Source organism: Halodesulfovibrio aestuarii DSM 17919 = ATCC 29578 (genome assembly GCF_000384815.1).
Lineage (GTDB): Bacteria > Desulfobacterota > Desulfovibrionia > Desulfovibrionales > Desulfovibrionaceae > Halodesulfovibrio > Halodesulfovibrio aestuarii.
The window spans coordinates 894,918-909,163 of sequence record NZ_ARQF01000020.1 but is presented as its reverse complement, the minus strand read 5'-3'; the positions used below and the strand labels follow the sequence as shown (position 1 = coordinate 909,163).

The 14,246-nt window shown below is 45.9% G+C and carries 16 protein-coding genes and 1 tRNA gene; 3 read left to right on the top strand and 14 right to left on the bottom strand.

All coding sequences use genetic code 11. The annotated features are described in order from the left end of the window. Nucleotides 1-9 precede the first annotated feature (9 nt). The 10 genes from F461_RS0110020 to F461_RS0109975 form a co-directional block, all read right to left on the bottom strand. Nucleotides 10-738 carry an OmpA/MotB family protein gene (locus F461_RS0110020; protein WP_020001023.1) on the bottom strand — a complete coding sequence of 243 codons (729 nt, stop codon included), beginning with the start codon at nt 736-738 and terminating at the stop codon, nt 10-12. 3 nt (nt 739-741) lie between these two features. Further along, nucleotides 742-1,611: an OmpA/MotB family protein gene (locus F461_RS0110015; protein WP_020001022.1), complete on the bottom strand. Its 870-nt coding sequence runs from the start codon at nt 1,609-1,611 to the stop codon at nt 742-744. Nucleotides 1,612-1,645: 34 nt separating this feature from the next. After that, a complete protein-coding gene (locus F461_RS0110010; RefSeq protein ID WP_020001021.1) occupies nt 1,646-2,407 on the bottom strand; it encodes a flagellar motor protein in 762 nt (253 codons plus the stop codon). Nucleotides 2,408-2,428: 21 nt separating this feature from the next. Continuing rightward, nucleotides 2,429-3,163: a YggS family pyridoxal phosphate-dependent enzyme gene (locus F461_RS0110005; protein WP_020001020.1), complete on the bottom strand. Its 735-nt coding sequence runs from the start codon at nt 3,161-3,163 to the stop codon at nt 2,429-2,431. Nucleotides 3,164-3,280: 117 nt separating this feature from the next. Further along, entirely contained in the window at nt 3,281-4,198 is a 918-nt protein-coding gene (gene era, locus F461_RS0110000) for a GTPase Era (RefSeq protein WP_020001019.1), read from the bottom strand. 479 nt (nt 4,199-4,677) lie between these two features. Then, on the bottom strand, nt 4,678-5,445 hold the full coding sequence (locus tag F461_RS0109995; RefSeq protein ID WP_020001018.1) for an aminotransferase class IV: 768 nt from the start codon (nt 5,443-5,445) through the stop codon (nt 4,678-4,680). Further along, complete coding sequence (locus F461_RS18685; RefSeq protein WP_020001017.1) at nt 5,442-6,770, bottom strand: chorismate-binding protein; 1,329 nt, start codon at nt 6,768-6,770, stop codon at nt 5,442-5,444. Before F461_RS18685 ends, F461_RS0109995 begins: the two co-directional genes overlap by 4 nt. A gap of 10 nt (nt 6,771-6,780) precedes the next feature. After that, entirely contained in the window at nt 6,781-7,332 is a 552-nt protein-coding gene (locus F461_RS0109985; protein WP_020001016.1) for an aminodeoxychorismate/anthranilate synthase component II, read from the bottom strand. 12 nt (nt 7,333-7,344) lie between these two features. Then, a complete protein-coding gene (locus F461_RS0109980; protein ID WP_020001015.1) occupies nt 7,345-8,097 on the bottom strand; it encodes a purine nucleoside phosphorylase YfiH/LACC1 family protein in 753 nt (250 codons plus the stop codon). Then, on the bottom strand, nt 8,088-8,666 hold the full coding sequence (locus F461_RS0109975; RefSeq protein ID WP_020001014.1) for a 5-formyltetrahydrofolate cyclo-ligase: 579 nt from the start codon (nt 8,664-8,666) through the stop codon (nt 8,088-8,090). The genes F461_RS0109980 and F461_RS0109975 overlap by 10 nt, the downstream gene beginning before the upstream one ends. A gap of 215 nt (nt 8,667-8,881) precedes the next feature. On the opposite strand from F461_RS0109975, the gene F461_RS0109970 reads away from it, so the two are divergent. The 3 genes from F461_RS0109970 to infA all read left to right on the top strand — a co-directional run bounded on the left by F461_RS0109970 (nt 8,882) and on the right by infA (nt 10,139). Beyond that, nucleotides 8,882-9,544 (top strand): metallophosphoesterase family protein, encoded by a 663-nt coding sequence (locus F461_RS0109970; protein ID WP_020001013.1) that lies wholly within the window; start codon nt 8,882-8,884, stop codon nt 9,542-9,544. A 220-nt stretch (nt 9,545-9,764) separates the two neighbouring features. Further along, a tRNA-Met gene (locus F461_RS0109965) sits at nt 9,765-9,841 on the top strand. A 79-nt stretch (nt 9,842-9,920) separates the two neighbouring features. After that, entirely contained in the window at nt 9,921-10,139 is a 219-nt protein-coding gene (gene infA / locus F461_RS0109960; protein ID WP_020001012.1) for a translation initiation factor IF-1, read from the top strand. A gap of 117 nt (nt 10,140-10,256) precedes the next feature. Here the strand turns inward: infA and F461_RS0109955 are convergent, their stop codons facing one another. From F461_RS0109955 to F461_RS0109940, 4 genes are read right to left on the bottom strand one after another with little or no spacing between them, the layout of a single operon-like run. Next, entirely contained in the window at nt 10,257-11,285 is a 1,029-nt protein-coding gene (locus F461_RS0109955; RefSeq protein ID WP_020001011.1) for an ABC transporter ATP-binding protein, read from the bottom strand. A 3-nt stretch (nt 11,286-11,288) separates the two neighbouring features. After that, the gene (locus F461_RS0109950; protein ID WP_020001010.1) at nt 11,289-12,248 is read right to left on the bottom strand and encodes an ABC transporter ATP-binding protein; all 960 of its coding nucleotides are present in this window, start codon (nt 12,246-12,248) and stop codon (nt 11,289-11,291) included. Nucleotides 12,249-12,254: 6 nt separating this feature from the next. Then, nucleotides 12,255-13,166, bottom strand: a complete 912-nt coding sequence (locus F461_RS0109945) for an ABC transporter permease (protein WP_020001009.1) — start codon at nt 13,164-13,166, stop codon at nt 12,255-12,257. 3 nt (nt 13,167-13,169) lie between these two features. Further along, a complete protein-coding gene (locus F461_RS0109940; protein WP_020001008.1) occupies nt 13,170-14,147 on the bottom strand; it encodes an ABC transporter permease in 978 nt (325 codons plus the stop codon). Nucleotides 14,148-14,246 lie beyond the last annotated feature (99 nt).

The window sequence follows — 14,246 nt, the reverse complement described above, 5'->3', positions numbered from 1 at the left end:
AGCAATCTCTTATAGATAGCGTCCAAGACGCTGGGTTGTTTTAATCAGAATTTCTACTCGTCTATTTTGTGCTCGTCCGTACTCTGTTGCGTTGGACTCTAGGGGCTTGTCAGCGCCGTATCCGCTTATGGAAAAGCGTTCCGGTTTTAGCCCCTGTGCCAAAAAGTATTCAAGTACAGCCATCGCCCTTTTTCCGGAAAGCGGATAGTTGGCAGCAATATTGCGGCCTGTATTATCTGCGTGACCGGAAATGTTCGTATCTGCTGATGTGTATTGCAGCATCAGCACCACTTGTGAGAGCAGTTTTTTTGCAGAAGGTGTCAGCTGGTAACTGCCCGGTTTAAAAACAAGATCGTTTGTCAGGGCAATTGCAAGACCTTCCGGCTTTTGCAGGATGCGTAAGTTACGATCCAGCGTGCTCATATCAATATCCGGCGGTAGAACGTCCTCCGGAAATAACAAGTCCTTAATTCTATCTCTCTGCTCAAAGGCAGATTTTGGATCGGAAACAAGTTCCAGAATAAGTTTGATGCGTTGTGGTACTCGTCCGGAGCCGTGGTAGTTGATAACTCCCAGACCGCGTTCAAACGGGTTCATCTGCACAAGCAGGGTCTTATCCATTGAAGACATACTGAGGATGAGTACGAAGAATGTAAGTAACAGTGTCACAAGGTCAGAAAAGGTCACCAGCCATGCGGGGACGCCTTCTGGTTCTTCTTGCTTTTTTTTACGTGCCATTCCTTATACTCCGTCCTGCGTTGAATCTGATGCGCTGGAGAGTTTGTCGTTTCCGTCGCTTACGCTGAGGTCAAATTTGAAGTCTTTAAACTCAAATTGCTTTTGCTTTTTAGGCGCTTCACGGGTGAGTTCTTCCAGCTTTTCGATCCATTGCATATTGCGTTTGTCCAACACAATATCTACACGTCTGTTTTTCTTTCTACCTTTTGGTGTGTTGTCACTCCAGCGTGGATGATAATTGGCAAAAGCCTCTACCATCATGTGTTCTGTAGGGATTCCACGTTGTTTAAGGTAGCTGTAGACGCTCATAACACGTGTAAATGAGAGATTCCATGTTGGTGAAAGTTCTGCATCACGCGTAAAGGACACTTCATAGTCTTTACCGGCTTCATCGCGCAAGGCGGATGTATGTCCGGCAAGAAGCAGCGGGTGCTTAATTCGCAGCATCCAAGGTAGAATGCGGTTTAGTAGTACGATACCTCTACTGCTTAATTGTGTTGTCCCCGGTTGAAAAAGAACATCTTCACTGATGGAGAAAATTTGAACAAACTGGTTTTCCTGAAAGTTCAAGTCCTCATTATCATCTTCCCATAGAAGGTCTTTCAAAGGAGAAAGATCATCCGTTTTCATTTCCATGGGACCAGGGTCAACAATGCGTTGAGATTCTTTCTGTGTGGCAGGGTTCAGGTTACCACTACCTTCACCAAACGCACCGGTAACGGAAGTGAGTACGATCAGCTTGCGTCTCTCATCCGTGACCGCCATACTTACAAGTAATACAAAGAAGGTAAGCATGAGGGTCATCATGTCTGAAAATGTGATGAGCCAGGAAGAGCCGCCGCCTTCTTCTTGTTTTTTTTTACGCTTAGCCATTACGTACTCCCGTTACCATGAAGTATGGGAGATGCTACGCAGCATCACTACGGTCACTAATTGCCTGAAAACAAGAAAGCTTTTCTTGAATAATACGCGGGTTTTCACCACGTGAAATAGCAAGGACGCCTTCGAGCTGCATTTCTTTAATTCGAATTTCTGAGTTACTACGGGACTTAAGCTTGCCTGCCATAGGAATAAACACAAGGTTAGCAAGACATGCACCGTAAAAGGTAGTGATAAGCGCAACCGCCATAGCAGGGCCGATGGAGCTTGGGTCGCTCATGGTCTGCAGCATCTGAACAAGACCGATAACGGTACCGATCATACCCAGTGCCGGTGCGTATTCACCGAATGATTTAAGAATATCCTGCCCGTCGCTATGGCGGGCTTCTGTATTGGCAATTTCAGATTCCAGAATTTCCTGAATAGCCTGTGGCTCCAGACCGTCAACAGTCAACTGCAGACCCTTTTTAAGGTACGGATCATCAATGCCGCTGATGATCGGTTCAAGAGAAAGGATTCCCTCTCTACGTGCCCGGTCAGCATAGTCCTTAAACTGATCAATGGTTTCCTGCTGGGACAAGTCCTGAGCAAAGAGCGTTTTTTTGAAAACACTCATTACTGAAACAACGCTTTTAAGCGGATAGTTTACAAGAGTTGCACCAATAGTCCCGCCAAGAACAATGAGTAATGACGGCACGGACACAAAGATAAGAAGACTGCCACCCATCATGATAGCAGAAAGTACCAGACCGAAGGAAATTACAATCCCGAGAACTGTTGCCAAATCCATAGAATGCTCTTTTTTCGCGTGTTAGTAAGGACGCGGGCCGAAAATTTCTGTTCCTATACGTACAAATGTGGCGCCTTCTTCAATTGCCTGCACGTAATCCTGTGTCATTCCCATTGAGAGGTGTTCCATTGGAATACCAATACGGGTCACAAGTTCATCGCGCAGTATGCGCAAATTGCTGAAGAAAGGACGAGCCTCCTCTGCAACACAAGATGCCGGTGGCATTCCCATTAATCCGCAGATACGCAGTTGCGGGAATGCTGCAACCTGTTCAGCAAGTTCAAACAATCCGTCTTTATCAACACCGGATTTTTGTGCTTCATCACCAATGTTAACCTGAAGCAGAATGTCCTGAACTTTTCTTTCACCGTCCAAACCGGAAACGGGAAGCATCTGCATGCGGTTTTGCAGTTTTTGTGCCAAGGCTAATCTGTCGATGGAGTGAATAAGGGTAAACCTTCCTGCGACATCTTTCGCTTTTTTAGATTGCAAGTGGCCGATGAAGTGCCAGTTCACGGTAAGTTCTGCCAGCTCTTCCTGCTTGGAAAGTGCTTCTTGAACATAGTTTTCACCGAAGTCTAACTGTCCATGTTTATTTAGGATTTTTATTGCTTCGGCAGGATGGCGTTTAGATACGGCAATAAGCTTTACGTCTTTTGGGTTGCGTCCTGAGTTACGGGCCGCTTCCGCTACTTTTTCAACGACAGCATCATAACGGGCAATAATTGCAGCGCCGTCAACATGACATTCATTCATAGTTCTCTATCCATTTTTCCGGCGGTTATTACCCCTCACCGGTACAAGTAAGTACGGGGTTTTGACACTCTAATAAAAAAGGCGGCAAAAGCCGCCTGTGTTCGCTGAATGAAGCAGCTAGGAAGATGAAAGACCAAGGAGACGCATAAAGCCAACGTCTTCAGTCCATCCTTCACGTACTTTAACCCACAGTTCAAGGTGAACTTTCTGGCGCAGCATTTCCTGAAGTTCTTTACGAGCTTCAGTGCCAACCTTTTTGAGGTTTTGACCCTGCTTGCCGATAACCATAGATTTATGGCTCTTGCGGGAAACGTAGATAACCGCGTTTACGAATACACGTTCGCCAGTGTCATCCCATTTTTCAATTTCAACAGCGCAGTTGTACGGAAGCTCCTGACGCAGTTCCATGAAAAGCTTTTCTCGTACAACTTCAGCAGCCATAAAGCGTACCGGTACAGTAGAAAGCTGATCTTCTGGGTAGAGTTTATCAGAAACAGGAAGGTGTTTCTTGATGTACTCAAGCATAGGGTCAAGACCGTCTCTACGCATAGCAGAAACCGGAAACACTTCCGCGTTAGGCCAAAGAGCGCTCAGCTTTTCAAGAAGCGGGAGCATCTTAGCTTTGTCGCGGAACTTGTCCACTTTGTTGACAGCAACTACCACAGCACGTTTTTCGTTAAGAATCGCTTCTTTCAACGGTTCGATATCTTTATCGAATGCGCCAGGACGGTCAACGTACAGGGAACCATCCAGAACAACCATAACTACATCCGCACCACTTAGGGTGTGCCATGCAGTCTGCAGTAAAATTTTGTTCATTTTACCACGAAGCTGGTGAATACCAGGAGTATCCATGAAGATAACCTGGGAATCTGGGCTGGACAGGATACCGCTGACCTGATTTCGGGTAGTTTGTGGCTTAGGGGTAACTATAGCTACTTTCTGCCCTAAGTATGCGTTAAGCATAGTGGATTTACCCGCATTAGGAGGTCCCATCATGGCGACCCAACCGCAGCGGTGTTCTGTGTTACTCATATATATATTTCTCCATCAATTTTATGACAAATTAGTTTGCTTAGATGTGTAATAGGACTTTGTATAAAGTCAAGAAGTCATATTTCAGCATACGCGGGTTGGCGCAATACAGCAAATGGAAGATTCTGACAAAGACTGCTGTTGATGAGGGGTAGGGGGAGCAAGACAAGGATGCAGAATCTAGCTAGAATTTCTGCATCCTTGTGTGAGGAGACTCTCAGCCATTTCTGGCAGGAGCGTCTAGACATAGTGGCATGTCGCCAAGATGTCATTTGCCCACAACAAGCGGTAAAACCGCCAGCGGAAGACGTTGTGTGCAGTAACTAACTGTAGCGTTTATTGAGTAGAGCAGCAAATAGTATAACGGTTTCATGTATAAGAAATGACAAATATTATGTTTTAATTTGCTGTAATATTATGATGATAGCTGTAAATTTGCTCTTTTCCTAAAAAAAAGAAATAAAATTAATAATAGCCGACTAGCATCCGCAGATTCTTTCAGTAACGGCTTTGCAGCCGTGTTCATCAGGCATAAACATGGTGCCGTTGATGGCTGTGACAGGACGCATGCCAATAAGCGAATTAAGCATGTAGGCGTAGCGAAAGTTTCCAACGGAGTATGAGCGGACAGAGCATTCGTAGATAGGCAGAATAGATCGCGCAGCTTCAAGTGCAATGGAAGGAAGCCGCATTTTACCGCCGGGTAGACAGAAACGTTCACCGTCCCCGAAAAGAAGTGCGGCTGTTGTGGTTTCAGTTATGAGGTTGTCGCGTGAAAGCAACACTGCGTCATCATAGCCTTTTTGAATGGCTGAACGGCGCTGTAGCCAGTTGTACATATAATTCATCGTCTTGTGGCTCAGGAGAGGGTGTTGGACTCCGTCTGTGACAGTGCATACGCGGTACCGCTTGTCGGGCTGTGGCGTGTATGGAGCGGCAGCAATGATAGGATCGACCATGTCGTTTTCATCAATGAGCGCAAAAATGTTAACACGGGCAAACTGGTTACTGAGTCCGCAACGATCCACGACATTCATGGCAATTTCTGCATAGTCCAGCTGAGGAACAACAAAACCAAGTTTCTCGAGTGAGCTTTCCATCCGGTCCAGATGTTGGTTGAAAAAGCACAAGTTTTTTCCGTTAAAAAGGATGGTCTCAAAGACCCCTGCTCCAAAACGAAAAGACGGAGCCGCTATATTTAGCGTTACTCCGTCATTATAGTATGTACCAGCTTTGTAGTAGGTCATGTCGATAATACCTTTCGAAACTTTTCAGCTTTTGCGACAGTTTCTTCAAATTCTAGCTCCGGAACTGAATCAATCACCAGCCCACTCCCTGAAAAATACCGGAACTTTTGTATTCCATTAGAGTCATGTGTAAACCATCCAGTGCGAATTGCAATACTTGAGTTCATTGTTGTCGTATTTTCAATATGGAGAAAGCTCCCGCAGAACAGATCACGGCTATGAGGTTCTAATTTCTCGATAATTTTCATGGTACGCAGCTTCGGACACCCTGTTATGGAGCCGCCGGGAAATGCATCGAAAAGAAGATCAAGGCATGTTGATTCTTTTTTTAGAGTGCCGCGCACTACTGAGTACATTTGTAACATGTCGTCTACAATGAAAATGTCTTTATGACGTTCAACAGTGACAGAACTATATTCACAATGCGCAGAAATATCGTTGCGGATCAGATCGACAATCATGGAAAGTTCTGCACTCTCTTTTGGCGATTCGCGCAGATCTGTGAGCAGCTGTTCTGAAAATTTGTTAAAGGCAATTGTACCCTTAATCGGTTCGGAGGTGATTATTCCGTCGTTAACACGCAGAAAGCATTCCGGTGAGGTGGAGATGATTTTTACGTCCTCAGTAGTGAACCACGCATAGTATGCAGCAGGATAGTTCTGCCATAAATGCATAAACAGCCCGACAGCGTCACACTCTTTTTTCCCGTCAGTGGAATTGATGACGGAGGTGCTGAAGTTGTCTGGTACGGTCATGGAAAATGAAGATGACAGACAAAGTTGATAGGTGTCACCGCTACGAATGTGCTCAAGAACTGTTTTTACGCCGTTAATATACTCTTTCCGATTCATGGACGGTGTCGGGGGAGAAAATGTGGCGCTTGCCGGAAGGAGGACTGGGCCGTGGGGCGGTGTAGTGCATAAATCTTTTAAGCGTTGGAGCTTGCGGGTGTCCGCAGTTTCCAGAGCGGAACATTCGAGAAGTCCTGTGGAAAGATTTACGGTGATGAGTATTGCATATTGGCGGAAGTGCCCCAGAGGCAGTTCATTCTTTTTATCAGATTCTATGCCGCGTTCTTTTAAGCCGTATGTGTAGGAAAGATACCCGAGAGATTCGTTGCCGGAACCAAAACAGAAGGACTTGATATCCTCTCGTGTTGTTTCTTGTTGAACTATGAGTTCAGAGACTGGATCAATGCCGATTATGCACGTGTTTGCAGATCGGCGAAGAGGGGTGTCTTCTTCGGAAAGTCCTGACAAGAACATATCTGCGTCGAAGAGCGTTGCGAATCCGTTAAATAGTGCAGCAAGTTTTTGTCGCTGCACTTTACCTGCCTCAAGATAGACCGAAAAAGCGCATTGCATGGTGGATGTACCACTCACCCTGTTCCGTTAAAAACGATTCAGGGTGGAACTGAAGCCCCATGACAGGGCGGGTTTGATGTTCAATTATCATAGGAACATTTGTTCCTGACAATGAAGACGTTACTCTCAAATTTTCTCCAATGGAAGAAAGATATAAAGAGTGGTAACGGGCAACTGTGCGAAGTTCTCCGTTTATTTCCAGAAGGTCTGTTTTGCCATGCACGCAGTCGGGAAGCCGGTCAGTTGTACCGCCGAAGTAGTTGTTGATAATCTGCATTCCCATACAAATTCCAAGTACTGGCTTTTCGCTTTCAAATACACCGTTGTACGCATTGTATTCGGCAGGATGGCCGGGGCCGGGGGAAATAACAATCAGATCAGACTGTTCAAACGGGTACGTTAACAATGCAGCTCCGTTTTCGCCGTACGGAATTATGTCTGGTGCAAAGGTGGTTGCCATAACCAGAAGATGTTCCAAGTTTCGGGTGAAGCTGTCGTTGTTGTCTATTAGTACAATGCGCACTGAACGTTCCTGTTACAAGTCCTGCTCAATCCAGATAAGGGCAGCCTGTCTGCCGGTAACTTTGTCTCTGCGATATGAATAAAATTCGTCTTCAAGCGTTTTGGTGCAAAGGTCAAGGCTGAAAATCTGGTCTTGTGGGATTCCTGCAAGGTGAAGCTGGTGTCTGGTGAGCTGCCACAGATTCATTGTGCTGGTTTCTTTGCAGAACCAGTCTACCCACTCGACACCCCATTCATTATCAAAGTTAATAAACTGAGCTTCAGACGGTCCCAGACTCGGGCCACGGACTGCCAAAATATCGACAGGTGAAATGCCATACTTTTCGCAAAAATTGCGTACTCCGGAAACGGGAAATGCGATACGGTTTCCACGCCATCCTACATGGAGCGCTGCAATGTATTTGCCGCTCTTATGTGTAAGGAGAATTGGCTGACAGTCTGCTGTCTTAATGACAAGTGCTTTGGAAATTCTGTCAGTTGCGCTGCCATCTGCTTTAAGTGTTGAAGCTTCTCCGACGGGAGTTTCCGGCGGGTCAAATACAAGCGTATCGTCATGCACCTGCTTCAATTCACACCATGACTGGATTCCCAGTTCTTTTTGCAGGCGTATACGGTTGTATACAACATGTTTGGGATTATCCCCCACATCCAAAGAGATATTACTGCTCATGAACGCGCCAGTGCTTTCTCCGCCAAGACGGTTTTGAAAAAAACATCGCACATGTGAGACTCCGGGGAACGCAAATTCAATTCCGTTTAAAGCCATTGTAAAGCCTCCTCAGTGCATAATGCATGCATGGCTTGATCCCATGGGTCAGCGTCAAGGACGGGGACTATTTGAAAAGAATAAGCCAATCCTACAAAGGTTGCATGATTAAAAGCCGGTTTATGCAACATTCGGTCATAGTATCCGCCTCCGAAGCCAAGCCGGTTTCCGCAAAAATCAAACCCGACTCCGGGAACGATGACAAGAGAAGGTGTAAAGTCAGGAGCGTCGTAGTCAACAACTGTGCAATGACTGCGTGGTTCGAGGATTCCGTAGGTGCCTTCTTCCAGCTCGTGTGCACCATCACATTGTACAAGTGACATTTGGCCTACTTTCTCATCACATCGGGGGAGAAGGAGAGTTCTGCCGGAGTCCCAGAGGGAGTTAAGAAGTAGATCGGTGCGTACTTCGTTGCGGATAGGGGAATATATGATGACTTGCTGTGCTTTTTTCCATGCATCATCAGTCAGTAAATGCCGTTGTGCACGGATGGATGCCTCCTGTACAAAAATCTCATCAAGATTTTTACGCTGAGCAAGAAGCTTTTTGCGTAATTCAGCTTTTTTCACAGGTTTCTCCTGAAGAAAATTTAAAAAAGAGGCGCTAATGTGAGTTTGTCTTCAATGTTGCGTAGCATGTGTGAGTCGTCTTTTCAATAAATTTGATGTGCTCAAAATTTACGTAAAAATAAAAATACCTTTCAACGGTTGCAAATGATCTTTTTTAAGTCAACTATGCGTGAAGGGAATACTAGATATAAATTATGAGTGTTACGGAGTTGTTTATGAGCGATTTTTGGATTTGTATTGGTGATATTCATGATGAAATTGCACGCCTTAAAGACATTCCTGAACTTGCAAAGGCCCGTGGCGTTATTATCAGCGGTGATTTAACTATGGCAAAAGGCATCCCTGCTGCACGCCGTGTTATTGAGGCTGTGGCTGCCATTAATCCCGTAATCTACGCGCAAATCGGGAATATGGATAAGCCGGAAGTAACGGAGTTTCTAGAGGAACAAGGATGTAATATTCATCGTTCCGTTACAGAGTTGACTCCTGAAGTAGTAATTATGGGCGTGGGAACTTCGGGTATCACGCCATTTAATACGCCCTCAGAGACGCCGGATGAGACTCTTGGGAAGTGGCTGGATGAAACATATGCTAAGGCATTGCCGTATGGTGCCACTGTGGTTGTGGTTCACGATCCACCATTTAATACAGCCTGTGATGATCTTGGAAACGGTGTACATGTGGGGAGTAAGGCAACTCGTGCGTTTATCGAGAAGACGCAACCACAGCTTGTACTGTGCGGGCACATTCATGAGGCGCGCTCTGTAGACTCTATTGGCAAAACACTTGTGATTAACACAGGTATGCTATCAGCGGGGGGCTATGCAAAGATTACTTTGAACGGCACCGTACTTAACGCTGAGTTGTGCATAATGTAAGTGATGAGTGACTATATAACTATACGTTTTTTAATAGAAACAAGAGTTATGATATAACTATATATTTTAGGTTGTTATCTGTTTTATGTGCATGGAGCTGGTTAGCTCAGGTATTTTTTCTAAAAAAACATGTTGACAGTTGTCAGCGTGACGTATAGTTATGTCCACCTCGAGAGGGAATTGCTTTCAGAGCAAGAACCGCATCGTAAACAAGCTATGACGCGGGGTGGAGCAGCTCGGTAGCTCGTCGGGCTCATAACCCGAAGGCCGTAGGTTCAAATCCTGCCCCCGCTACCAATATTTAACCCCCCTGTTTTGCAGGGGGGTTATTGTGTTATGCGCTCTCGGCGTTAACCCAGAATAAAGGAGATCGCAGATGGCAAAAGAAGAAGCTATTCAAGTTAATGGTGAAGTAATGGAAGCTTTGCCGAACGCAATGTTTCTTGTTCGTCTCGAAAACGGTCATGAATGTCTCGCACACATTTCCGGCAAAATGCGTAAATTCCGTATTCGCGTACTGCCAGGAGACACCGTTACTGTAGAACTTTCACCTTATGACCTCACTCGTGGTCGTATTACCTTCCGTCCTCGTTAGGTTCGACATATAAGGCGTTCGTTTTTTTAAACGTAACGAATAAAGCCCGCTCTAAGATACTTAGAGCGGGCTTTGTTAGTTTTACAACACAGTGAAGAGCAAGGCTCTTCCTGTTTATTATGCCGGCATGGTCGTAGAGCGGCCTTCCTGAACAGCATGACAGGCACAGATTGTACCACTATCAAGTGTTATTGGATGGGGTACTTCATTTACACAGCGTTGGTTAGCAAGCCGACAACGACCATGGAAAACACAGCCCGAAGGCAGGTTGATCGGGGTAGGTACGTCGCCGGAAAGTTTAATGTGTGAGAAGCCTTTTTTGCCTATACGCGGGATCGCAGACAAAAGTGCTTTAGTGTACGGGTGTTGCGGATTGGCAAACAACTCTTTTGCGTCTGCCAGTTCACACAGGGAACCTAAGTACATTACAGCGACTCTGTTTGAGATATGCTGAACAACAGACAAGTCATGGCTGATGAACAGGTATGTAAGGTTATGGTCGCGCTGTAAGTCCATCATCAGGTTAAGAACCTGTGCCTGAATGGATACGTCCAGTGCAGAGATAGGCTCGTCAGCTACAATAAATTCAGGCTTAAGAACAAGTGCGCGTGCGATGGAAATACGCTGACGCTGGCCACCGGAGAATTCGTGCGGATAGCGCGCGCCCCATACTGGGTTAATGCCAACCTGTTCCATTACGTCTGCTACACGCTGCTTTACTTCAGCATCACTGAACTCAGGGAAGTGGAAGCGAACAGGTTCTTCAAGAATCTGGGCAACCTTCATACGTGGATTCAAAGACGCGTACGGGTCCTGAAAGATCATCTGAGCTGCGGTACGGAATTTCTTGCGTTGTGAACCGGACTTGTTGTCCACTCGTTCACCTCGGTAGAATATTTGACCGCCAGTTGGCTCGTACAGACCTACAACGGTACGTGCGAGAGTCGATTTACCACAACCGGACTCGCCTACAACAGAAAGGGTTTCGCCTTTCTGAATTTCAAAGCTCACATCGTTCACAGCATGAACAATAGTTCTTTTTCGGGTGAACTTGCCATCTTCGAAACCCAGCTGATCAAGTAATCCGCCGGAAATATCAAAGTGTTTTACAAGATTTTTAATTTTAAGAAGAGGTGTATTACTCATCGCCTACTCCACAACATGACAGGCAGCAAGGACGCCGGATTTTTTACGTTCGAGCTCCGGTACTACTTCAAAACAGATGTCTTTACAGTAGTCGCAACGGTTGTTGAATGCACAGCCTGTCGGAATGTTGGTAAGGCTAGGCATAGAGCCACGAATCTGGTTAAGACGGTCACCTTCAGCGCCGTCCGGTAGTGCTGCAATAAGTCCCTGAGTGTACGGGTGGGACGGGGTAGAACAGACGGCGTCTGTTGAGCCCATTTCCACAATACGGCCAGCGTACATAACAGCAATCTTTTCTGTAACTTGAGATACAACACCGAGGTCGTGTGTGATAAGGATTAAGCCCATGTTTTCCTTCTCGCAAAGTTCGAGAAGTAGATCCATGATCTCAGCCTGAATAGTTACATCAAGAGCAGTAGTAGGTTCATCTGCAATAATAAGCGCAGGGTCTGTCAGCAATGCAATTGCAATAACAATACGCTGACGCATACCACCTGAAAATTCGTGCGGGTACTGCTTTAAGCGCTTTTCCGGTGAAGGAATGTACACTTTTCGCAGCTTTTCCAGCGCGATTTTTTCAGCTTCTTTTTTTGACACGTTGCTGTGTGCAAGCACAGTCTCAATCATCTGCTGGCCAATGGTCAGAACAGGGTTGAGCGTCATCATCGGGTCCTGAAAGATCATTGAAATGCGGTTGCCACGGACGGAACGCAGCTGCTTGTCAGTCATCTGAGCAAGATCCTGACCTTCGAACATTACAGAACCGCTGGCAATAAAGCCCGGTTTGGAAATCTGGTTAATCACGGAGAAGCCGGTAACAGATTTACCAGCGCCGGACTCACCAACAAGCCCGAGGCGTTCGCCTTTATCTACAGAAAACGAAACATCATTTACAGCCGTAAGCGCAATGTCGCGCATACGGAACTGAACAACCATATTTTTTACATCTAAAAGGTGTTCCATTGTTCCTTAGTCCTTGTACAGTTTTGGATTCAGGAAGTCCCTGAGCCAGTCGCCGAGCAGGTTGATGGATAGTACCAGTAGTACGAGAATGAGTCCCGGAAACAAGGTAATCCACCAGCTGCCACTCATGAAGTAGGCAAAGCCCGATTTAATGAGCGAACCAAGTGAAGGCTGGTTAACAGGCATACCCAGTCCGAGGAAAGAAAGTGCAGCTTCACTCATTACAGCGTTAGCAACCTGTACTGTAGAAATAACAAGAACAGGAGTCAGGGTATTCGGAAGAATATGGCGGAACATAATGCGCATTGGAGGAAGGCCAATAACACGGGCAGCTTCAACATATTCTTTTTTCTTCTCTGCCAGTACGGAGGCACGGACAGTACGTGCGTACTGAGGCCATTCAGAGAACCCGATTACAAAAATCAGGAATGGAACAGCTACATCTGCATAACGGGAAACGCCCAGTGCAGCCTGTAAGATTGCGCCAAAGAAGATAGCAACCATGTAGGATGAAAAAGAAAGCTGAACATCAGCCACTCGCATAAGGAAGGAGTCGATACGACCACCCTTATAGCCTGCGGTTAAGCCGATGATGATTCCCATGAAAGACTGTAATGCAACTGCACCAATACCAATGAGGAGAGAGATACGGGTACCATATAGAATAGTAGACCAGATATCACGTCCCTGCGCGTCAGTACCAAGCCAGAAGGTATCTAGCCCGTTAGCAGTCCACATTGGGGGTGTTTCAGCATCCATAAGATCGATTGTTGAACCGTCATATGGATTCTGTGTTGCAAGAAATGGCGCGAAAATAGCCATCGCAAGCAGAATGAGTAAAATAATAAAACTGCCGACCGCAACAGGATCACGGCGGAAGCTATACCAAAAGTATGAATCCTTAAATTTTCGCAGCATGGATTACTTCCTCCCCGAAACACGGACCATCGGGTTAACCAGTCCGTAAATAACATCCACAACGGTGTTCACAATTACGAAAAGAACACCAACAAAAACAAGGTAAGCTACGAGTAAAGCTGTGTCAGAACGCTCTACTGCTTCAATGAACATGAAGCCCATACCTTGCCACTGGAATACTGTTTCAGTGAGGATAGTGTACGCAATCATAATGCCGAGCTGTACGCCACCCACGGTAATAACCGGAAGAAGGGTGTTTTTAAATGCGTGCACCATAAGAACGCGGGTCGGATTAAGACCTTTTGCATGGGCAAATTTAACGTACTCTGTTTGTAAGACTTCAACCATTTCTGCTCTGATGAGACGGATGAACAGTGGAAGCATAATTGACGAAAGTGCTACAGATGGAAGGATGATGTGCCTAAAAGCCTTCCAGCTTAAAAAGTTACTTTCCCAGCCCGGGAAAAGTTCTGCAGTAGGACCACGTCCATAGGAAGGAAGCCAATGAAGCTCTACAGCAAAGACGTATATAAGCAGCAGCGCGGTGAGGAAAACGGGGATAGATACCCCGACGATACTGGCTCCCATGAATAGTCTGGAAAGCCATGAGCGAGGGTTGACCGCTGCGTAAATGCCGATAGGCACAGAGAGAATAACAATAATTAAAGCACTTGCGATAACAAGTTCCAATGTTGCAGGAGCTTTTTTTAGAATTACTTCAGTTGCAGGCTTACGATAAAAGAAGGAACGGCCAAGGTCGCCATGTACTGCTTGTTTAACAAACCGCACCCATTGAACCACGACAGGGTCATTCAAGCCTAGTTGGTCGCGGTACGCTTCACGCTCTGCAGCGGAAACGTTAATGCCGACCATTTCACGTATTGGATCACCGAACGAATATTTAATACCGAATCCGATGATGGATATGACAAACATGACGATTAACGCCTGTGCCACTCTTCGAACAATAAAAGCAAACATATGGGGTGTTAGGGGTTATAAGTTAATCCAAGTCTCAGTATCTTAAAACCTAAGAGAACCGGCACTATGGTCGGTTCATGTGGTTCCGTGCTGTGTAAC